Origin of the sequence: Pseudomonas rossensis, assembly GCF_039888995.1 — a bacterium.
GTDB classification, from domain to species: domain Bacteria; phylum Pseudomonadota; class Gammaproteobacteria; order Pseudomonadales; family Pseudomonadaceae; genus Aquipseudomonas; species Aquipseudomonas rossensis.
Genome location: NZ_JBBWCB010000001.1, coordinates 1 through 20,431, shown reverse-complemented (window position 1 = coordinate 20,431; position 20,431 = coordinate 1). Strand labels below are relative to the sequence as shown.

General features: G+C 59.9%; 17 protein-coding genes. 3 read left to right on the top strand and 14 right to left on the bottom strand.

Annotated features, from left to right (window positions below; translation table 11 throughout):
* Window positions 1-119 precede the first annotated feature (119 nt).
* The 8 genes from WLY71_RS00085 to WLY71_RS00050 form a co-directional block, all read right to left on the bottom strand.
* The gene (locus WLY71_RS00085; RefSeq protein ID WP_347802020.1) at window positions 120-749 is read right to left on the bottom strand and encodes a glutathione S-transferase; all 630 of its coding nucleotides are present in this window, start codon (window positions 747-749) and stop codon (window positions 120-122) included.
* A gap of 68 nt (window positions 750-817) precedes the next feature.
* Complete coding sequence (locus WLY71_RS00080) at window positions 818-997, bottom strand: hypothetical protein (RefSeq protein WP_347802019.1); 180 nt, start codon at window positions 995-997, stop codon at window positions 818-820.
* Window positions 994-2,124, bottom strand: a complete 1,131-nt coding sequence (locus tag WLY71_RS00075; RefSeq protein WP_347802018.1) for a PepSY-associated TM helix domain-containing protein — start codon at window positions 2,122-2,124, stop codon at window positions 994-996. The genes WLY71_RS00080 and WLY71_RS00075 overlap by 4 nt, the downstream gene beginning before the upstream one ends.
* Before the next feature lie 68 nt (window positions 2,125-2,192).
* Window positions 2,193-4,601 (bottom strand): TonB-dependent siderophore receptor, encoded by a 2,409-nt coding sequence (locus WLY71_RS00070; protein WP_347802017.1) that lies wholly within the window; start codon window positions 4,599-4,601, stop codon window positions 2,193-2,195.
* Window positions 4,602-4,802: 201 nt separating this feature from the next.
* Window positions 4,803-5,789, bottom strand: coding sequence for a FecR domain-containing protein (locus WLY71_RS00065; protein ID WP_347802016.1), 987 nt, complete (start codon window positions 5,787-5,789; stop codon window positions 4,803-4,805).
* On the bottom strand, window positions 5,786-6,304 hold the full coding sequence (locus WLY71_RS00060; protein ID WP_347802015.1) for an RNA polymerase sigma factor: 519 nt from the start codon (window positions 6,302-6,304) through the stop codon (window positions 5,786-5,788). The genes WLY71_RS00065 and WLY71_RS00060 overlap by 4 nt, the downstream gene beginning before the upstream one ends.
* Window positions 6,305-6,536: 232 nt before the next feature.
* Window positions 6,537-7,244, bottom strand: a complete 708-nt coding sequence (locus WLY71_RS00055; RefSeq protein WP_347802014.1) for a 3'-5' exonuclease — start codon at window positions 7,242-7,244, stop codon at window positions 6,537-6,539.
* Window positions 7,241-9,175, bottom strand: a complete 1,935-nt coding sequence (locus WLY71_RS00050; protein WP_347802013.1) for a putative nucleotidyltransferase substrate binding domain-containing protein — start codon at window positions 9,173-9,175, stop codon at window positions 7,241-7,243. The genes WLY71_RS00055 and WLY71_RS00050 overlap by 4 nt, the downstream gene beginning before the upstream one ends.
* Before the next feature lie 258 nt (window positions 9,176-9,433).
* Between WLY71_RS00050 and WLY71_RS00045 the strand changes: the two genes are divergently transcribed.
* Complete coding sequence (locus WLY71_RS00045; protein ID WP_134420510.1) at window positions 9,434-9,880, top strand: response regulator; 447 nt, start codon at window positions 9,434-9,436, stop codon at window positions 9,878-9,880.
* A gap of 160 nt (window positions 9,881-10,040) precedes the next feature.
* Here the strand turns inward: WLY71_RS00045 and WLY71_RS00040 are convergent, their stop codons facing one another.
* A complete protein-coding gene (locus WLY71_RS00040; RefSeq protein ID WP_347802012.1) occupies window positions 10,041-12,233 on the bottom strand; it encodes a malate synthase G in 2,193 nt (730 codons plus the stop codon).
* A gap of 479 nt (window positions 12,234-12,712) precedes the next feature.
* On the opposite strand from WLY71_RS00040, the gene WLY71_RS00035 reads away from it, so the two are divergent.
* The gene (locus WLY71_RS00035) at window positions 12,713-13,231 is read left to right on the top strand and encodes a glycine cleavage system transcriptional repressor (protein WP_347802011.1); all 519 of its coding nucleotides are present in this window, start codon (window positions 12,713-12,715) and stop codon (window positions 13,229-13,231) included.
* Between the two features lie 215 nt (window positions 13,232-13,446).
* On the opposite strand, the gene rarD is transcribed toward WLY71_RS00035, so the two are convergent.
* The 5 genes from rarD to WLY71_RS00010 all read right to left on the bottom strand — a co-directional run bounded on the left by rarD (window position 13,447) and on the right by WLY71_RS00010 (window position 19,207).
* A complete protein-coding gene (rarD, locus tag WLY71_RS00030) occupies window positions 13,447-14,334 on the bottom strand; it encodes an EamA family transporter RarD (RefSeq protein WP_283189275.1) in 888 nt (295 codons plus the stop codon).
* 162 nt (window positions 14,335-14,496) lie between these two features.
* On the bottom strand, window positions 14,497-15,471 hold the full coding sequence (locus WLY71_RS00025; RefSeq protein ID WP_033056251.1) for a serine/threonine protein kinase: 975 nt from the start codon (window positions 15,469-15,471) through the stop codon (window positions 14,497-14,499).
* A gap of 207 nt (window positions 15,472-15,678) precedes the next feature.
* Window positions 15,679-17,580 (bottom strand): PhoX family protein, encoded by a 1,902-nt coding sequence (locus WLY71_RS00020; RefSeq protein ID WP_347802010.1) that lies wholly within the window; start codon window positions 17,578-17,580, stop codon window positions 15,679-15,681.
* A gap of 58 nt (window positions 17,581-17,638) precedes the next feature.
* Window positions 17,639-18,403, bottom strand: coding sequence for a TOBE domain-containing protein (locus tag WLY71_RS00015; protein WP_347802009.1), 765 nt, complete (start codon window positions 18,401-18,403; stop codon window positions 17,639-17,641).
* A gap of 63 nt (window positions 18,404-18,466) precedes the next feature.
* Window positions 18,467-19,207: a ComF family protein gene (locus WLY71_RS00010; protein ID WP_347802008.1), complete on the bottom strand. Its 741-nt coding sequence runs from the start codon at window positions 19,205-19,207 to the stop codon at window positions 18,467-18,469.
* A gap of 92 nt (window positions 19,208-19,299) precedes the next feature.
* On the opposite strand from WLY71_RS00010, the gene bioB reads away from it, so the two are divergent.
* The gene (gene bioB / locus WLY71_RS00005) at window positions 19,300-20,355 is read left to right on the top strand and encodes a biotin synthase BioB (protein ID WP_059407420.1); all 1,056 of its coding nucleotides are present in this window, start codon (window positions 19,300-19,302) and stop codon (window positions 20,353-20,355) included.
* Window positions 20,356-20,431 lie beyond the last annotated feature (76 nt).

Sequence of the window (20,431 nt, the reverse complement as noted above, 5' to 3'; positions counted from 1 at the left end):
AGGTTGTTTCCCGAAAGATCAAAAGATCGCAGCCTGCGGCAGCTCCTAGAGGAGCACGCGTTCGGCGTAGGAGCAGCCGCAGGCTGCGATCTTCTGAGGCCGGCATGGCCGGCCAAAGATCAGACCTTCGGCATAGTCGCCAGCATCGAGGCCCGCTGACTCACCTCGAAGTACCAGTTCGCCAGCTTCGGATTCGTCGTGCGCCATTCCAGATCCGGATGGCGCAAATCCAGGTAGCCCAACGCACAGGCAACACTGATCGCCGCCACATCGAAATGGCTGGTCAGCTCGGCAATCGCGTCGACTTCCAGCAATGCCAGGCCGCGACGAATCTTCTCGCGCTGGCCATCGAGCCACTCGTCCCAGTGTTTTTCCGGGGCACGCAGGGCGACTTCATAACGAATCAGCACCGCGGCGTCCATGATCCCGTCGGCCAGGGAGGCCAGGGTCAGGCGCCGCCAGCGGGCCGAACCGTCGCGCGGTATCAGCGGGTTGCCGACGTGCTGGTGGTCGAGGTAATCGAGGATCACCCGGCTGTCATGGATGACGTTGCCATCGGCCAGGCGCAAGGCCGGAATTTTACCCAGCGGATTGTCTTCGTTGAGTATCAGGTCCGGGCTGACTGGTGTGAGCACGCAGTCTTGCAGCGCCACGCGGTCCTGTTGACCGGTTTCGTGCAGCAGCACCATGACTTTGCGAACGAAGGGCGATAAAGGATTGTGGAACAGGGTCATGCTGGCGGCGGACATGGCAGCGTCTCGGTATGGGGCAGTGCTGGGCAGCATAGCGCGTGGATCACGCAACAGGTTCGGTGTTGTTATCGGCGTTGCAGCAGGCCGCGCAGGGCGAGGATTGTGGGAATGCCCAGGCCCAACCAGCTCAATGCGTCCCACACGCCATCCCCCAGCAACGCGGCAAACAACCCCGCGGCGCTGAGCAGGGCGATAACCGTTGGGGTGGAAAAGACCTTCCAGAAATTCGACTGCCGCGGCCTCATGCTGGACTCTCCGCGTTCTCGAGCACCGGTTTCGCCGCCTTGCGCCGCACCACCCACAGGTAAACCCCGCTGCCGAGCACGACGATGGTCAGCACGTCCAGCGTCGCCCAGAGGATCTTCATCGGCATGCCACCGTAATCACCGAAGTGCAACGGTTGTGACATGCCCATGGCGTCCATGTACCACGGGCGTTCGGCCACGGCGGTGACTTGCAGGGTGCTGGCGTCGATCAGCACCGGTGTCAGCAGGTGCGAGGTCAGGTGAGTGCTGCCTTTCATGAACACCGCGTAATGGTGTTCGCTGGAGAATCGTGTGCCGGGGAAGGCGATGAAGTCCGGCTGCATGCCCGGTGCGACTTCCTTGGCGATGTCGAGCAAGCGGGTCGCAGGCGCCAATTGTGTCAGTGGCGGCGCATCGCGGTACGGCGCGACCATCGCGCTCAGGCTGTCGTTGCGCCACGCGGCGATCAGCAGGTCGGCGCAGGCGCTGATGACGCCGGTGACACCGACCACCAAGGCCCAGGTCAGGGTTACCACGCCGATCAGGTTATGCAGATCGAGCCAGCGCAGACGGGTGGATTTGTCCTGGCGCACGGTGGCAAATGTCAAACGCCGCATGAACGGCAGGTACAGCACCGTCCCGGACACAATCGCCACCACGAACAGAAGGCCCATGAACGCCAGCAGCAACTTGCCCGGCAGACCGGCGAACATGTCCACGTGCAGGCGCAACATGATCATCATGAAGCCACCGTTGGCCGACGGCATTTCCAGCGCTTCGCCGGTGCGGGCGTCGAGCATGAAGGTGTGAGACGAATTCGGTTCAGTGCCGGCGGTGGCCGCCATGATTGTGATCGCGGCGTTGGGCTCATCTTCATCGAAGCCGAAGTACTGCATGACCTCGCCGGGACGATGCTTTTCAGCCGCCTGCACCAACTGCTGCAAATTCAGCAGCGGGGTGTCCGCCGGCATCGCCTTCAATTCAGCGGCATCGCCCAGCAAGTGGTCGATCTCGTGATGGAAGATCAATGGCAGGCCGGTCAGCGCGAGCATCAGCAGGAACACGGTGCAGATGAGGCTGGTCCAGGTGTGGACTAAGGACCAGCGGCGGATGGTAGTGCTTTTCATGAGTCATCCAAATGCAAAAGGGCCACGGCTGAACCGTGACCCTTGTTAGCTGCAATCCGCTCAGCGGTTTACCACTTGTAGTTCACCGCAGCCACGACGTTGCGTTCGTCGCCGTAGTAGCACCAGGTGCCATCGCAGGTCGACAAGTAGTCCTTGTTGAACAGGTTCTTCGCCGTTACATCGACCGAAACACCCGTCAATACCGGATTAATGCGGCTGAGGTCGTAATGCACGGCGGCGTCGTACACGGTGTACGAACCCACATGGCCGTTGTCGGTGTTGGCGGTGTTGCCGTAAGTATCGCCGACGTAACGCACGCCCGCGCCCACGCCAAAACCGTCAAGCACACCGGCGTGCCAAGTGTAGTCGGACCACAGCGAAGCCTGGTTGCGAGGGACCAGTTTCATCCGGTTGCCCTTGTCGTCCCCCTTGAGGATTTCGGTGTCGGTGTAGGTGTAGGAGCCGACCAGCTTCAGGTTGTCGGTGACGTCGGAAATGGCTTCCAGCTCGATCCCGCGCACTTTCAGTTCGCCGATCTGGCTGGTGACGTTGTTCTGCGAAACCGAAACGTTTTGCTGGCGCAGGTCGAACGCAGCGGCGGTCAGCAAGGTGCGGGTGCCCGGCGGTTGGTACTTCACGCCGACTTCGGTCTGCTTGCCTTCGGTCGGTTTGAACGACTGGGTGGAGCTGGCGTCGGCGCCCATGGAAGGCTGGAAGGACTCTGTGTAGGAAATGTACGGCGTGATACCGGAATCGAACACGTAACTCAGACCAGCGTTGCCGCTGAAGGCCTTGTCGCGTTGGGTGTTGGTCGCATCACCCTGGTTGTGAAATAGCGTCGAGCTGTGAATCCAGTCTTCACGACCACCCAACGTCAGACGCCATTTGTCCAGGGAGATCTGGTCCTGAGCGTAGAGGCCGGTCTGGTTGGTCTTCTGGTTGTAATCGTAAAACGTGTTGTACGCGACGTTGGAGAAATCTGCGCCACGGATCGGATGGATCACGTTGCTGTCCGGCGCGTTGCCTTCCAGCCATTTGTAGTTGGTGTTGGTGCGTTGGTGATCCAGGCCCAGCAGCACGGTGTGGCTCAGCGCACCGGTCTGGAAATCGGCCTGGAAGTTGTTGTCCACGGCGAACTGACTGATGTCCTCGTCCACCTGGTCAACCAGGCGCTTGAGGGTGCCGTCCGGCGCGACGACGTCACCGAAGGAGGCATAGGCCTGCTGGAACGACAGATCGCTTTTGGTGTAACGCAGGTTTTGCTTGAACTGCCAGACATCGTTCAGGCGGTGGTCGAAGGCGTAACCCAGCGCGTAGTAAGTGCGGTCGTAGTGGTCGGAATCCGGATCGCCGAGGTTCTTGTGGTGGGAAATCTTCGTGCCTGCCGGCGAGGCCAGTTTGGTGCCTTGCAGCGGCAGGAATTGGCCACTGACTCCGGTATCGTCGCGAGTGAACTGCGAGAGGAAGGTCAGGTGGGTGTCATCATCCATGTTCCAAGTCAGGCTCGGCGCGATGTTGTAACGCTTGTCGTCGCTGTGGTCGATCGGCATGCCGCTGTCACGAACCACGCCATCGACGCGGTACAGGACCTGGCCTGCTTCACCGACTTTGCCGGTGCTGTCGAAGCTGATCTGTTTACGATTGTTGCTACCGACTTCGGCGCGCACTTCGTGGCTGGCAAGGGCTTCGGGGCGACGACTGACCATGTCGAGCATGCCGCCCGGCGGGGTCTGACCGTACACCGAGGAGGCCGGGCCGCGCAGAAGGGTGATGCGCTCCAGGTCCCAGGTTTCAGCCTTTGGGTTGGCGTAAGAGCCTTTGGGAAGCGGTAGGCCGTCGAGGAACTGAGTCGGCTCGAAGCCGCGCACGCGCAGCCAGTCGGCGCGGGAGTCACTGCCGTAACTGCTGGCGATCACGCCGGGCATGTAACGCACGGCATCATCGAGGTTCTGTACGCCGCGATCTTCCATCTGGGCACGGGTGATCACCGACATCGAGCGTGGCGCTTCGACGATCGGCGTGTCGGTCTTGGTGCCCGCCGCGGTGCGCGTAGCGACGTAGCCGTCGACCGGGCCCCAGGCACTTTCAGTGTTTTCCACGCCAATGACGGCGGTTTCCGGCAGGGCCATCACACCTTGGGGCACGGCCACCAGGCTGTAGGTGCCAGCGCTGCTCTGTTCCAGTTGCAGACCGGTGCCGCGCAAAGCTTCGCGCAGGGCGCCGGCAGCGTCGAACTGACCTTTGACCGGCGCCGAGGTCTTGCCTGCCGCCAGTGAAGGATTCAACGACAGCGCCAGGCCGGCCTGGCTGGCGATCTGGTTCAGGGTGCTGGCCAATGGCAAGGCCGGCAGGTTGTAGGCGCGAACGCTGGACGCCTGTTCAGCGGCCATCAGCTGACTGCTGGCCAGAGGGGCGCAAAGGGCAATGGCAATCGCCAGCAAACTGGGACGCAACAAGGTGTCGAGCGAACGGGACATACAGCGGCTCCTGAATGGAAATATTTCTCAATTGCCTAGGTGCCGGACGAGAATTCAAAAGTGATAGGGCTGATTGAAAATAATTTCGATTCAGTGATTACCCGCCTTTGTAGGAGCCGTGTAGGAGCTGTCGAGTGAAACGAGGCTGCGATCTTTTGACTTTGTTTTTTTAGGAGCAGATCAAAAGATCGCAGCCTCGTTTCACTCGACAGCTCCTACGGGTTTGGCTTCAGCCTTCGCGACCGTCACCCACCACGGCGTGTGCTGTTCGATCTGCACCGGCAGGGTCGGCAGCAGGGCGCTCAGGGCCAGATCGGTGTCGTGTAGCGGGAAGCTGCCGGTGATGCGCAGGTCGGCGATTTCTGGAGCAACGCCAAGATGTCCGCGTCGATAACGACCGAGTTCATGGATCAGGTCTTCCAGCCGTGTGTTGTCCACCACCAGCATGCCGCGGGTCCAGGCATCGGCGCCGAGGTTGAGCGCGACGATCGGCCCGAGGCCATTGCTGCGCATCAGGACTTGTTGGCCTTCACGCAGAATCTGCTCTTCAGGACTCGACTCGGGATGGGCGGCCACCGCCGATTTCAGCACGCTCAGGCGCGTACCTTCTTCTTCACGCTTGACCAGGAACCTTGTCCCCAGTGCACGCATGCTGCCTTCGCGGGTTTCGACGATAAACGGCCGAGCGTCGCCATGGCCGGTTTCGACGAGGATTTCCCCTTCCAGGAGGATGATCAGCCGTTGTTTTTCATCGAAACGCACATCCACGGCACTGTGGGTGTTGAGGTTGAGCAGCGTGCCGTCGGTCAGGCGCAGGGTGCGTTGCTCACCGGTGGCGGTGCGCTGGTCGGCCAGCCAATAGTCGATCGGCAGATAACGATCACCGGCGAACAACGCCAACCCGATCACCGCGACGATGCTGGCCACGCCGCTGCCGAGTTTGCGCACTCGACGGCGGATGCTTTCGCGCGATTGCAGTAACGCGGTGCGGGCCGGGCCGCTGGCAACGCTGAAGCGCTGGTCGAGCATGCCCAGTTGCCGCCAGGCCCGCGCATGTTCTTCGTGGGCGGCGTGCCATTTGGCGAACTCCTCGCGTTCCACCGGGTTGCCGGAGTCCAGGGACAACTGCCAGGCAATCGCGGCATCCAGCACCTGCGCCGAGACGGGTTTGGAGCTGACTGGACTCATACCGGCTCCCCGTACAACGCGATGTAGCACTGACGAATGCCTTGGGCCAGGTACTGACGCACCCGCGGTACTGACACACCCAGACGCTCGGCGATTTCGGCGTGGCCGAGGCCGTCGAGACGGTTATAGAGAAACGCCGCCCGGGCTTTGCTTGAGAGCTTGCCGAGCAGGTGGTCGATGGCTTTGAGGTCTTCGAGAATCAGTTGCTGTTCCTCCACCGACGGTTGTTCACCTGCGGGGATCAGCATCAGTTCGGTGAGGTAGGCCTGTTCCAGCGCAGCGCGGCGGAAATAGTCGAACAGCAGACCCTTGGCAATCGCCACCAGAAACGCGCGTGGCTCGCGCGGTTCCTTCAGCTCTTCACGCCCCAGCAAGCGCACGAACGTGTCCTGACTCAGGTCTTCGGCCCGTTGCGGACAGGCCACATTGCTTCGCAGCCAGGCCAATAGCCAACCGCGATGGTCGCGATACAACGCACCAACGAGCTCACTTTGAGGGCTTTGGACTGACGACACGCAGCATCACCGATTGGGAAGTGTTAACTAACGAGAATTGTTCGCGATTGTGGCAGAGGCGGGGGAGGTAAGCAATTGGCGCTGGTCGGGTGGCCGCCAACGTCGGTGTGTTGGCGCAAAACCCTGCAGGAGCTGCCGAAGGCTGCGATCTTTTGACTTTGACTTTGACTTTGGATTTTAAGATCAAAAGATCGCAGCCTTCGGCAGCTCCTACAAAGAATTGCGGTGGATGTCAGAAGGAAGGCGCGTGCTGCCGCCGCTTCCACTGACTCAACCGCTGCTGCAGATTCAACGGGCTATGAATCTGCAGCTGCCGCGCCCGGCTGAACAGAATCAACGCCAGCTCAGCGGTGGCCAACGCATCGGCACTGGCATTGTGGCGCTCGAACACTTCCAGTTTGAACCAGTCGATCCACTCATCCAGACCGGCATCGCGAATGTGCGCCTGAGGGCAAAGCAGCGGTGCGATATCAGCCACATCCAGAAATGGATGCTGCAACTTGTAGCCCAGATGATCTTTCAAGGCGCGCCCGAGCATGTGCTGATCGAACGGCGCGTGAAACGCCAGCACCGGGCTGTCGCCAACAAACTCCATGAATTCGACCAGGGCCTGAGCCGGATCACTGCCCGCGGCAATCGCACTCGGCCCCAGGCCATGGATCAGCACGCTGGGAGCCAACTTCATGTCGGCGCATTGCAACGTGCGTTCGAACTGCTGGCTGAAATCAATCGCCCCGTCCTCGATCACTACCGCGCCGATGGACAACACCCGATCCCTGTTCAGGTTCAATCCGGTGGTTTCCAGGTCGAGCACCACCCAGCGCTGTTCGCGCAGGCTGCATTCGCCCAGCTCTGCCGCCGAGGGCAAGCGTTGCAGACGTTGTTGGAGTTCGCCGGGAAGGCTCGGACCTGCCGGGCGCAGCCATGAAAACAGGCTCATAGCTGATACCGCAGGGCCAGGCTGCTTTGCAGGCGTTGTGCCTGGCGCAGGGATTCACGCAGGATCCGTCGATCCAGATGATTGAGGCTGTCTGGATCGACCCGATTGGAGTAGGGCAAGTTCTCCCGGGTCTGTAGCTGATGTTGCTGCATGCGGGCTTGCTGGATGAAGTGATAGGCCTCTTCGTACGCGGCACCATCCAGCCGTTCGATGACTTCTTTGTCCACCAGTTGGCGAAAGCGCTCCAGCGTGTTGTTCGCCTCGACCCCATGGGCCAACGCGAGCAGTCGGGCACCGTCGACAAACGGCGTCAGCCCCTGGACCTTCAAATCCAGGGTGGCTTTCTCGCCATTCTTGCGCGCCAGTACGAACTCACGGAAACGCCCCACGGGCGGACGGTTGCGCAGGGCGTTCTCGGCCATCATCCGTTGGAACAGTCGGTTGTCATTCACCTGATCGAGAATGCTCCGGCGCAGTTGCTCGCAGCCTTGCTCGTCACCCCAGACCACCCGCAAGTCGAAATAAATACTCGAACCCAACAGGTTCTCCGGCGTGGCCTCGCGGATAAACGCCGCAAAACGCCGCGCCCATTCGGCCCGAGACAAACACAGTTCGGGGTTGCCGGCCATGATGTTGCCCTTGCACAGGGTGAAGCCGCAGAGCGCCAGGCTCTGGTTGATCTGCTGGGCAATGGGCAGCAATTTGCCGCGAATTTCGGCGGCATGGGCCGCGTCCCGGGCTTCGAACAGAATGCCGTTGTCCTGATCGGTGTGCAGTGTCTGTTCGCGGCGACCTTCGCTACCGAAGCACAGCCAACTGAACGGCACACCTGGGTCGCCTTTCTCGGCGAGTGTCAGCTCGATCACCCGGCACACCGTGTGGTCGTTGAGCAGGGTGATGATGTGGGTGATCTGGGTCGATGACGCGCCATGGGCCAGCATGCGCTCCACCAGTTGACCGATTTCGCCGCGCAGCGCCACCAGGTTTTCTACGCGCTGGGCGCTGCGGATGGTCCGCGCCAGATGCACCAGGTCGACCCGTTGCAGGGAAAACAGGTCACGTTCCGAGACCACGCCGCACAGGCGATGATCCTTCACCAGGCAGACGTGGGCGATGTGCCGCTCGGTCATGGCAATCGCCGCATCGAAGGCGCTGTGGTCCGGCGACAGGAAAAACGGCGCCTGGGTCATGTGCCGTTCGATGGCTTCGTTGAAGTCGTTAGTGCCGTCGGCCACCACATGGCGCAGGTCGCGCAGGGTGAAAATCCCCAGCGGCGCTTGATGTTCGTCAACCACCACAATGCTGCCGACCTGCTGCTCGTGCATCAGGGTCACGGCTTCACGCAGCGGCGTGGCCGGGCTACAGATCACCGGGTGGCGCATGGCCAATTCGCCCAGTCGGGTATTGAGTGAGTACTGGGTGCCGAGGGTTTCCACGGCTTTTTGCTGGACTTGCTGGTTAACCTGATCCAGCAGGCTGCTCACGCCGCGTAGGGAAAAGTCGCGAAACGCGTTGGAAAGCGCGAACAGTTTGATGAACGCCAGCTTGTTCAGCTGTAGGCAAAAGGTGTCTTCGGCCGCGAGGTGTTCGGTGCGGGTTGCACGCTCCCCCAGCAGCGCGGCGAGGGGGAAGCACTCGCCGGTGGTGATTTCGAAAGTGGTTTCGGTCCCGCCCTTGGCCGTGTGGGGACGCTCACCCACGACCCGGCCTTGCTTGACGATGTAGAAATGTTCAACCGGGCCGTCGGCGGGCTTGATGATGCTCTCGCCGGGGGCATAAAAACGCAGCTGACATTGCTCGACCAGGTACGCCAGGTGGGCGTGTTCCATTTGATTGAAGGGCGGGAAGCGCTGAAGGAATTGCGAAGTGCCCTGGATGTTCTGCAACACCGCGGTTTTCCCTGCCTGTGTGAAGGCGTCCGCTTTACTCATAACTATTACCGCAGTCTTTTTTGAATTGTTGTTGTCGGATGACTACTCATGGTCGGCCCCTGCGTGCAGGGTGCCCATTGGACGTAAGTCTAGGTAGGCAGTGAAGCTGTCGGCATTTGGGATATGTCTGACGCAACTGTGGGAAAAACCTCCTGCATTGGCTATAGGAAAAATTTCCGACGAAGTGCACATTGAAGGTCTGCTTAGCGATGTCTGACGGATGAGCTAGGGAATTGAAATGAAAACGTAGAGTAAGCCATGTCCGACCACGATATTTTGAGTGACGCCGAGCGCGAGGCGCTGAGTGCCGTCATGCAGGAACCTGACCTGCCGCCGCAGCGGGTGCTGATCGTCGACGACGATAAAGACGCGCGTGAGCTGCTGTCGGAGATTCTGGCGCTGGACGGGGTGCGCTGCATGACTGCGGCCAGTGGCGAAACTGCACTCAAGATGTTGGAGACGATGCCATCGATTGGCCTGGTGATTACCGATCTGCGGATGGGAAATGTCGATGGTCTGGACCTGATTCGTCAGGTTCGTGAATCGGTTCGGGCGGCAATGCCGATCATCATCGTTTCCGGTGACGCTGACGTAAAAGATGCGATCGCTGCGATGCACTTGAGCGTGGTCGACTTCCTGCTCAAGCCTGTCGATACCGGCAAGTTGTTGGCGCTGGTCAAGCATGAGTTGGGAATGGATGTGTAAATTGTTAAAGGATCAAAAGATCGCAGCCTTCGGCAGCTCCTACATGGGATTGCGTACATCTGTAGGAGCTGCCGAAGGCTGCGATCTTTTGACTTTGCTTTAAACAGAAAGGCCCTGATCTTTCGATCAGGGCCTTTTTTTGTCCGACGTCAGCGCTTAGTTACAGGCCATTGGCAGCCTTGAACTCGCGGCGGCGGCGGTGCAGAACCGGCTCGGTGTAGCCGTTCGGCTGCTTCGTGCCTTCGACCACCAGTTCGACCGCCGCCTGGAAGGCGATGTTGCTGTCGAAGTTCGGTGACAGCGGGCGATACAGCGGGTCATTGGCGTTCTGACGGTCAACCACCGGCGCCATGCGCTTGAGGCTTTCCATGACCTGATCTTCGGTGACGATGCCGTGACGCAGCCAGTTGGCGATGTGCTGGCTGGAAATCCGCAGCGTCGCACGGTCTTCCATCAGGCCGACGTCGTTGATGTCCGGCACTTTCGAGCAGCCCACGCCCTGGTCGATCCAGCGCACCACATAACCAAGAATGCCCTGGGCGTTGTTGTCCAGTTCGTTCTTGATTTGTTCTGCGGTCCAGTCTGGATTGACGGCCAACGGGATGGTCAGGATGTCATCCACCGAAGCGCGTGCACGTTTGACCAGTTCGGCCTGACGGGCGAACACATCGACCTTGTGGTAATGCAGGGCATGCAGCGCAGCAGCGGTCGGCGATGGAACCCAGGCGGTGTTGGCGCCGGCCATCGGGTGAGCGATTTTCTGTTCGAGCATCGCTGCCATCAGGTCCGGCATGGCCCACATGCCTTTACCGATCTGCGCGCGACCTTGCAGGCCGGTAGTCAAGCCGATATCGACGTTCCAGTTCTCGTAGGCGCCGATCCACTTCTCAGCCTTCATGTCCGCCTTGCGAACCATCGGGCCGGCTTCCATGGAAGTGTGGATTTCATCGCCGGTACGGTCGAGGAAACCGGTGTTGATGAACACTACACGCTCGCTGGCCGCCTTGATGCAGGCCTTGAGGTTGACCGTGGTACGGCGTTCCTCGTCCATGATCCCGACTTTCAGCGTGTTGCGCGGCAGACCGAGTACTTCTTCGATGCGACCGAACAGCTCGTTGGTGAACGCCGCTTCTTCCGGGCCATGCATCTTCGGCTTCACGATGTAGACCGAGCCAGTGCGGCTGTTCTTGCGCGAGTTGTTGCCGTTGAGGCTGTGGATTGCTGCGAGGCTGGTGACCAGACCGTCGAGGATGCCTTCCGGCACTTCGTTGCCGTCTTTATCGAGGATCGCGTCGATGGTCATCAGGTGACCGACGTTGCGCACGAACAACAGCGAACGACCATGCAGGCTCAGTTCTTTACCATCGATACCGGTATAAGTGCGGTCGGCATTCATGGTGCGGGTAAAGGTCTGACCGCCCTTGGAGACTTCTTCCGACAGATCACCCTTCATCAGACCGAGCCAGTTGCGGTAGATCACCACTTTGTCATCGGCATCGACGGCGGCGACGGAATCTTCGCAGTCCATGATGGTGGTCAGCGCGGCTTCCATCAGGATGTCTTTGAGGCCGGCAGCATCGGTCTGGCCGACCGGGGTGCTGGCGTCGACCTGGATTTCGAAGTGCAGGCCGTTGTTTTTCAGCAGGATCGCGGTCGGTGCGGCTGCATCGCCGTGGAAACCAATCAGCTGTGCATCGTTGCGCAGGCCCGAGCTCTTCAAAACGGAGTTGCTGCCGCCTTTAAGGGCGACCACCAGTTTGCCGTCAACGATCTTGTAGCCGGTGGAATCGACGTGAGTGCCGGCAGCCAATGGCGCCGCGTCGTCGAGGAAGGCACGGGCGAAGGCGATGACCTTGTCGCCGCGAACCTTGTTGTAGCCTTTGCCTTTTTCCGCGCCGTCAGCTTCGCTGATGGCATCGGTGCCGTAGAGCGCGTCATACAGCGAACCCCAACGGGCGTTCGAGGCATTGAGCGCGAAACGGGCGTTCATCACCGGAACCACGAGCTGTGGACCGGCCATGCGGGCGATTTCGTCATCGACGTTTTGCGTCGTTGCCTGGAAATCAGCCGCTTCTGGCAGCAGATAACCGATGTCTTGCAAGAAGGCTTTATAGGCCACGGCGTCGTGTGGTTGACCGGCACGGGATTGGTGCCAGCTATCGATACGAGCCTGGATATCACCGCGTTTGGCGAGTAGGGCTTTGTTCTTCGGCGCCAGGTCATGAATAACCTTGTCGGCACCGGCCCAGAACTTATCGGCGGTGAGGCCGGTACCGGGAATGGCTTCGTTGTTCACGAAGTCGAACAGGACTTTGGCGACCTGCAGGCCCCCGACTTGAACGTGTTCAGTCATTGCTTGCCTCACTCTGCTCAGCTATTTCGCTTTTCAGCTCTTCAATTTAACAATGAAGCCTCTGGCTATTTAAACCACAAACCCCTTCCACCAGTACATGCCATTTCGGGCGGCTGGGATGGAACCGATCAACGGCTTTGAGGCCTTGCTGATAGGGCTTTCAGGGCTGCGACTGCGCCTGTGGCAGACATCGATCCAACGTTATGTAGTGCGCGCTGCGGCATACTACATGATGAAATGCGGTTGTGAAAATTAGACCAATTACGTCGTACTGCGACCCCATGACGCATTGCAGTCATGTCGGGGAGCGGGATGTTCTCAAAAAACTGCTGGATTGTTCCAGTTAAATATAAAAACTTGTACACATAATCTTCATTGCCCTGCTATGGGGCGTTGGTTTTCTGAGACGCCGAGCCGATTCCCGCCCCTTGCCTATACTTGCTTTTCTATAACAAAAGTCATGACAAGAGGGATGCGCCATGGACCATCTGGTACTCACTGTATTCGCTCCGGACAAGCCAGGGCAGGTCGAACGCATTGCCCAATGCATCGCCGAGCACGGCGGCAACTGGCTGGAGAGCCGCATGTCGCGCATGGCCGGGCAGTTCGCCGGGATTCTTCGGGTGGGCGTGCCGGCCGAGGCCTACGATGAATTGGTGGATGCCCTACAGGCGTTGTCCGCCCATGGCATTCGCGTGCTGATTGCCGAAAGCGGCATCGAGCAATCCTGCACCTGGAAACCGATTGCCATGGAATTGGTGGGCAATGACCGCCCGGGGATCGTACGCGACATCACGCGTCTGCTAAGTGAGCAGGGCGTGAGTTTGGAAAGGTTGGTCACCGAAGTACGTCCGGCGCCGATGAGCAGCGAGCCTTTGTTTCACGCTGAAGCAATTCTGGCTGTGCCGCTGACGCTGTCCCTGGACGTGCTGCAATCGCGCCTGGAAACCCTGGCGGACGATTTGATGGTCGAATTGGTACTGCGCAGTGAACCCTGAAAAGGTTATCCAAGTTATACGTGCACCTGCCTGTGGATAACCTGTAGAGACAGCCCGCCAGGCCACGTCGGCCGGGGCTCTTCAGAACCTGGTCAAAAAACCAGCAGTTTCAACAAGTTGCGCACAAACGCCGGGGATCAGGCTGTGGATAACCTTGGGAAGGATCGGTACAGGCCACATAGAACGTGGCCTGTGGAGATTTGTACGTTTTTTGATCAGCGGCGGCGACGCAAACTTATCACCGCATCGACGCTGTAAACCGCCAGGCCAGCCCAGATAAAGATGAACGCCACGAGGGTGCTGGATGACAAGTGTTCATCAAACAGCAGAACGGCTTGCAGCAATACCAGCGTCGGCGCCAAGTACTGGAGAAATCCCAGCGTCGTGTAAGGCAAATGCCGTGCAGCGGCGTTGAAACATACCAGCGGTACCAGCGTCACCGGACCGGCGGCCACCAGCCACCAGGCTTCGGACGTGGTCCAGAATTCGGCTTGAGCGCTGCTCGCGGTGGGGTTGAACAGCAACCACGCGACGGCAATCGGCACCAGCATCCAGGTTTCCACCACCAGACCAGGTAACGCCTTGACCGGCGCCTGCTTGCGGATTAGTCCGTAGAAACCGAAGGTCAGCGCCAGCACCAGGGAAACCCACGGCAAACTGCCGACTTGCCAGACCTGTTGCGCGACACCGACCGCCGCCAGGCCAACCGCCAGCCATTGCATGCGCCGCAGTCGTTCGCCAAGGATCAGCATGCCCAACAGCACGTTCACCAGCGGGTTGATGTAGTAACCGAGACTGGCTTCGAGCATGCGGCCGTTGTTCACCGACCAGACGTAGGTCAGCCAGTTGGCCGCGATCAGCGTGCCGCTCAGGGCCAGGATCGCCAGCCGTTTCGGGTTATCACGCAACTCGCGCCACCAGCCCGGATGTTTCCACACCATCAGCAGCAAGGCGCCGAACAGCGCGGACCAGAGCACTCGGTGGATGATGATCTCCACGGCGGGCACGTTGGCAATGGCTTTGAAGTAGAGCGGGAAAAGTCCCCAGATGATGTAGGCACTCAGGCCCAGGATGTACCCGCGACGCGGGTTGGCGGCTTGCATGCAGAATCCTTGCTTAGGCAGCTAACAAAGAGGGGATTGTAAGGAGGTTGTATAGATGTGTCGCTTCTGAAAGCAAAAGATCGCAGCCTTCGGCAGCTCCTACAGAGTGATTGCGTCCACCGTGTAGGAGCTGCCGAAGGCTGCGATCTTTTGATCTTGAAATTAAAAGAGCTTCAGTGGTTCTTCATTGAGCGCGGCGAGTTGTTCGCGCAAGGCCAACACTTGGTCGCCCCAATACCGTTCACTGCCGAACCACGGAAAACTGTGCGGGAACGCCGGGTCGTCCCAGCGGCGAGCGAGCCAGGCGCTGTAGTGCATCAGGCGCAAGGCGCGCAGCGGTTCGATCAACGCCAGTTCTCGCGGATCGAAGTCGTGGAACTCACTGTAGCCGTCCATCAATTCCGACAACTGACCGAGACATTCCTGACGATCACCCGCCAGCATCATCCAGATGTCCTGCACCGCCGGGCCCATGCGGCAGTCGTCCAGGTCGACGATGTGGAACATCTCGTCGCGGCACATCATGTTGCCGGGGTGGCAGTCGCCGTGCATGCGGATGTTCTTGTGCGGTGTAACGTTGTAGACCTCTTCCACACGCTTGAGCAGGTCACGGGCCACGGACTCGTAGGCTGGCAGCAGACTTTTGGGTACGAAATTGCCTTCGAGCAATGTCGTCAGCGAGTCATGACCGAAGTTCTTCACACCCAGCGCTTCGCGGTGTTCGAACGGTTTTGTAGTGCCGACGGCGTGCAGGCGACCGAGCAGTTGCCCCAAACGATACAACTGATCGAGGTTACCGGGCTCCGGCGCACGGCCGCCACGGCGGGGGAACAGGGTAAAACGGAAACCGTTGTGTTCGTGCAGGCTGGCACCGTTGTGGATCATCGGTGCGACCACCGGCACGTCGCACTCGGCGAGTTCGAAGGTGAATTGGTGTTCTTCGAGAATCGCTTCATTGGTCCAGCGCTGCGGACGGTAGAACTTGGCGATCAGCGGCTCGGAGTCTTCGATACCAACCTGATAGACACGATTCTCGTAGCTGTTGAGCGCCAGAATGCGCGCGTCGCTGAGAAAGCCGATGCTTTCGACGGCATCGAGCACGAGGTCTGGGGTGAGGGTTGCAAACGGGTGGGCCATGCTGACTCCTGCGCGCAGCAGGCTGCCGCGTCCGGCCAAGCATGTTAGCGCAGACGGGGTGTCTTTAGGGGTTGGGCTTGAGGTAAGTGTTGTTCACACCGACGCCATCGCGAGCAAGCTCGCTCCCACATGGGCCCGTGTTGTGCACACGATTTGTGACACAAAGGAGATCCCTGTGGGAGCGGGCTTGCCCGCGAAGAGGCCCTATCAGGCGCCGACGATCCCTCCATCTTCCCGGGAAATCGCCATCACCGAAGACCGCGGCTTGCCATTCGGCAGATGCTCAGGGAACGTTGACCCACCGTTCTCCCCTGGGTGCTGAATTCCGACAAACAAGGTCTTTTGGTCTGGCGAGAAACTGATCCCCGTCACCTCGCAGCCCACCGGCCCGACCATGAAGCGACGTATCTCCCCGGTGACCGGATCAGCGCAGAGCATCTGATTGTTGCCCATGCCCGCGAAATCACCGGCATTGCTCGAATCGCCATCGGTTTGAATCCACAACCGTCCGGCATCATCGAAAGCCAACCCATCCGGGCTGTTGAACATGTTTTGCGGTGTGATGTTCGATGAACCGCCCTTCGGCGTGCCGGCGTGAACCCCTGGGTTGCCGGCGACCACAAACAGGTCCCAGGAAAAGCTTTTGGCCCCGTGATCATCGCGGTCAGTGCGCCAGCGCAGAATCTGCCCGTAGACGTTCTTCTCGCGCGGGTTCGGTCCGCCCACCGGCTGGCCATCGTCGCCACGCTTGGCGTTGTTGGTCAGCGTGCAATAGACCTGGCCATCCTTGGGGCTGACGACGATCCATTCCGGACGGTCCATGCGCGTGGCTTTCACCACGCTGGCCGCGAGGCGGACGTGAATCAACACTTCGGCCTGATCGGCGAAACCGCTGCTGGCGTCGATGCCGTTTTTACCGTGGGTCAGTTCGACCCATTCGCCCTGGCCTTTAGGATGATCGGCATTGCCGTCGCCCGCATCGAAGCGCGCCACGTACAAAGTGCCGTGGTCCAGCAGGTCGCGGTTGGCCTTGGGGTTTTTGTGGTTAATCTTGTCGCGGCTGACGAATTTATAGATGAACTCGCCGCGCTCATCGTCGCCCATGTACACCACGGCGTGACCGTCACTGGTTTCGGCCAGGGCGGCGTTTTCATGTTTGAAGCGGCCCAGCGCGGTGCGTTTGACTGGCGTCGATTGCGGATCGAACGGGTCGATCTCCACGACCCAGCCGTGACGGTTGAGTTCGTTGGGGTTTTTCGCCAGGTCGAAACGCTCGTCGTGTGGGTGCCAGTTGATCTCTTTGCTGGCCGCCACCGCGCCGTAGCGTTTCTGTGCGGCGTCGAACTTTTGTTCGGCATTGCTGCTGCCGAAGCAATCGGTGAAGTTCTCTTCGCAGGTTAGATACGTGCCCCATGGCGTCTTGCCGTTGGCGCAGTTCTGGAAGGTGCCGAGGACATTTTTGCCGTGCGGGTCGGCGCTGGTTTTTACCAAGGCGTGGCCGGCGGCCGGGCCGCTCAGGCTGATCGGCGCGTTGCCGTGAATGCGCCGGTTGTAGCGTGAGCCCTGGACGAAATGCCACTGGCCGTTCTTGCGCTGCACTTCGATCACCGACACGCCTTCACAGGCCAGTGCCTTGCGCACGTCAGCAGCCGATTGCGGCATGCCGCCGTGGGCGTAGAGGTAGCGATAGTTGGTGTACTCGTTGTTGATCGCCATCAGCGCCCGGTTGTTGTCACCGGGAAACTCGAACAGGCTCATGCCGTCGTTGTTGTCGCCGAACTGGACTTCCTGATGTTCGGCCGTGCCGTTGCCGCTCGGGTCGAATGCCGGGCCGTTCTTCTGCAGGGGCTGGCCCCAACTGATCAATACCGAAGATTTGTAACCTGGCGGCAGGGTGATGGCGTCGCTGGTGGCGGCGGGAATACTGTCAAAACCCAATAGTTTGCTGGAGCCGGCGCTGACGCTGGCGGCCAGCACGCTGCGGCTCAGCAGGTTGCCGCCCAGGAACATTGCTGCACCGCAAAGGGCGCCGGCGCTGATGAAACCTCGACGGCTGAGGCCGACCATTTTCTCGAGGTCGGTGGATTGGTTGTCTTCTAATAGGCTCACATCAGGCTCCCTGCGGGTTTTTGCAGTCACCTTAATGAGCGTTAATGACACTTGTGTTTCAAAGCGGTGTACCGAGTAAAACGTTGGATGGCGCGAACTGCACCAGCACCGGTTTATCGGCGGCCAGACCGAGGGTTTTCAAGTGCAGCGGTTCGGCCAGCGCGCAGAGTGTCTGGCCATTGGGCAGGCCGATGCGCACTTCGCTGGGGCCGTCCTCGGCGTCGAGAATTTCTTCGATGATGCCCTTCAGGCAATTACTGCCGGGTGTTGTCACTTGAGCGATGCCCAGCAACTCCAGCCAACCGGCCTTGATCAGTGCGACCACTTCGGTGCCGGTTTCGAGGTCCAGACGCAGGGTGCTGTCGTGAGTGATCTGTGCATCGATGCTCAAGCCTTCGGCCAGTTCAAGGCGAATTCGGTCGTTGTGCCCTTGGGTATCAATCGCCACAACCTTGCCATGCAGTTGATTGCGCGCGCTGGTTCTGAGCATCAGTCGGCCGAGCAGGTCGAGATCGCTGGCATCTTCGGCGGCTTCCAGCACCTGAGCCTGCAAGGCTTGCAGCTTTTGATACAGGCGCAATACGCGCTCACCTTCGCTGGAGAGTTTGGCGCCACCGCCGCCCTTGCCGCCGACACTGCGCTCCACCAACGGTTTTTGCGCGAGGTTGTTCAGCTCGTCGATGGCGTCCCACGCCGCTTTGTAACTCAGGCCCGCGCTTTTCGCAGCGCGGGTAATCGAGCCTTGTTCGGCGATGTGTTGCAGCAGCGCAATGCGCTGCGGACGACGGACAATGTGCTGGGACAACAACGTAGGCAAGGACATGGCAAGACGCTTTGGGCTGTGGCGATGGGAAGGACGTTGGCGGCTTGGGGCTCGGGAGTCAAGTCAGGGCGCATCGCCGGGTTTGGGTGTGCGGGCCAGGCAATAGACGTCCACCCGCGCGGCGCCGGCGTCCATCAGCATGCGAGCCAGGGCCTGGGCCGTGGCGCCGGTGGTCAGTACGTCATCCACCAGCGCCAGGTGACGACCGTTGATGAAAGCATCGGGTGCCAGAGCGAAGGCGTTGCGCAGGTTCTTTTTGCGGGCCTCGGCATTCAGGTCCTGTTGGGCGTTGGTGTCCTGAATCCTCAGCAACAGCGTTTCATCGCACGGAATGTCGAGGCTGGTGCTGAGCCACCGGGCGAGCATCGCGGCCTGGTTGAAACCCCGTTTACGCAGTCGGTTGGAGGCCAGCGGAACCGGGATGAGCGCGTCGGGTCGATTCAGGTCTTCATCGAAGCGATGTTGCAGGAACTGAGCGAGAAGTTCGGCGAGCAGGCGACCAAACGGCCACTTCGCAGAGTGTTTGAAGCGTGTGATCAACGTGTCCACCGGAAAGCTGTAAGTCCAGGGCGTAGCGACCCGTTCAAAGGCAGGCGGTTGTTTCAGGCATTGGCCGCAGGTCAGGCCGGCAGTGGGCAACGGCAGGGCGCAGGTTTGGCATTGATCGCCAAGCCAGGGCAACTCTGTTTCACAGGCCATGCAGATGGGTGTGCATTCATCGGCAGGTTCTGCACAGAGCAAACAGAATTGGTCGTTTTTTAACCAGATGTAAACCGGTCCTTCGTATCGTGGTTGACAGCGCATGAGTCTTCCTTAAATATGCCGAACATCCGTGTCGCGTCTGTGGGTATTCCATTCCCCTGCCGCTTGCCAAGCATAAAACAAAGGAAACACCCATGAGCGCCAGCACCACTGCAACCCTGCGTCATGACTGGTCTTTGGCCGAAGTCAAAGCACTCTTCGTTCAGCCATTCAACGACCTGTTGTTCCAGGCGCAGACGGTGCACCGCGCGCATTTCGACGCCAATCGGGTCCAGGTGTCGACGCTGCTGTCGATCAAAACCGGTGCCTGCCCGGAAGATTGCAAATATTGTCCGCAGTCCGGTCACTACAACACCGGCCTGGAAAAAGAAAAACTGATGGAAGTGCAGAAGGTCCTCGAAGAGGCCGCTCGCGCCAAGGCCATCGGTTCGACCCGTTTCTGCATGGGTGCGGCGTGGAAACATCCGTCGGCCAAAGACATGCCTTACGTGCTGGAAATGGTCAAAGGCGTGAAAGCCATGGGCCTGGAAACCTGCATGACCCTCGGTCGCCTTGATCAGGACCAGACCGTCGCTCTGGCTGACGCCGGCCTCGACTACTACAACCACAACCTGGATACCTCGCCTGAGTTCTACGGCAGCATCATCACCACCCGCACTTACAGCGAGCGCCTGCAAACGCTGGCCTACGTACGTGAGTCCGGGATGAAGATCTGCTCCGGCGGCATTCTCGGCATGGGCGAGTCGCTTGATGATCGCGCCAATCTGCTGATCCAGCTGGCCAACCTGCCGGAGCACCCGGAGTCGGTGCCGATCAACATGCTGGTGAAAGTCGCCGGAACGCCGCTGGAAAATGCCGACGATATCGACCCGTTCGACTTCATCCGCATGCTCGCTGTCGCCCGTATCCTGATGCCGCAATCCCACGTGCGCCTGTCCGCCGGCCGCGAAGCGATGAACGAGCAGATGCAGGCCCTGGCGTTCTTCGCCGGTGCCAACTCGATTTTCTACGGCGACAAGCTGCTGACCACCGCCAACCCGCAGGCCGACAAGGACATGCAACTGTTTTCGCGCCTGGGCATCCTGCCGGAAGCGCGCGAAGAGCACGCTGACGAAGTCCACCAGGCAGCGATCGAACAAGCGCTGGTTGAGCAGAAGAGCAGCGAGCAGTTCTATAACGCGGCTGTTTAATCGCCCTATCGATTCCCTGTAGGAGCTGCCGCAGGCTGCGATCTTTTGATCTTGTTTTTAAGGGCAAAATCAAAAG

Bases quoted from the DNA above. Each gene is read 5' to 3' on its own strand.
- rarD (WP_283189275.1), bottom strand. From the start codon at position 14,334: ATGCAAGCCGCCAACCCGCGTCGCGGGTACATCCTGGGCCTGAGTGCC.
- WLY71_RS00070 (WP_347802017.1), bottom strand. From the start codon at position 4,601: ATGTCCCGTTCGCTCGACACCTTGTTGCGTCCCAGTTTGCTGGCGATT.
- WLY71_RS00055 (WP_347802014.1), bottom strand. From the start codon at position 7,244: ATGAGCCTGTTTTCATGGCTGCGCCCGGCAGGTCCGAGCCTTCCCGGC.
- WLY71_RS00025 (WP_033056251.1), bottom strand. From the start codon at position 15,471: ATGGCCCACCCGTTTGCAACCCTCACCCCAGACCTCGTGCTCGATGCC.
- WLY71_RS00045 (WP_134420510.1), top strand. From the start codon at position 9,434: ATGTCCGACCACGATATTTTGAGTGACGCCGAGCGCGAGGCGCTGAGT.
- WLY71_RS00050 (WP_347802013.1), bottom strand. From the start codon at position 9,175: ATGAGTAAAGCGGACGCCTTCACACAGGCAGGGAAAACCGCGGTGTTG.
- WLY71_RS00010 (WP_347802008.1), bottom strand. From the start codon at position 19,207: ATGCGCTGTCAACCACGATACGAAGGACCGGTTTACATCTGGTTAAAA.
- WLY71_RS00065 (WP_347802016.1), bottom strand. From the start codon at position 5,789: ATGAGTCCAGTCAGCTCCAAACCCGTCTCGGCGCAGGTGCTGGATGCC.
- bioB (WP_059407420.1), top strand. From the start codon at position 19,300: ATGAGCGCCAGCACCACTGCAACCCTGCGTCATGACTGGTCTTTGGCC.
- WLY71_RS00040 (WP_347802012.1), bottom strand. From the start codon at position 12,233: ATGACTGAACACGTTCAAGTCGGGGGCCTGCAGGTCGCCAAAGTCCTG.
- WLY71_RS00035 (WP_347802011.1), top strand. From the start codon at position 12,713: ATGGACCATCTGGTACTCACTGTATTCGCTCCGGACAAGCCAGGGCAG.
- WLY71_RS00015 (WP_347802009.1), bottom strand. From the start codon at position 18,403: ATGTCCTTGCCTACGTTGTTGTCCCAGCACATTGTCCGTCGTCCGCAG.
- WLY71_RS00075 (WP_347802018.1), bottom strand. From the start codon at position 2,124: ATGAAAAGCACTACCATCCGCCGCTGGTCCTTAGTCCACACCTGGACC.
- WLY71_RS00085 (WP_347802020.1), bottom strand. From the start codon at position 749: ATGTCCGCCGCCAGCATGACCCTGTTCCACAATCCTTTATCGCCCTTC.
- WLY71_RS00080 (WP_347802019.1), bottom strand. From the start codon at position 997: ATGAGGCCGCGGCAGTCGAATTTCTGGAAGGTCTTTTCCACCCCAACG.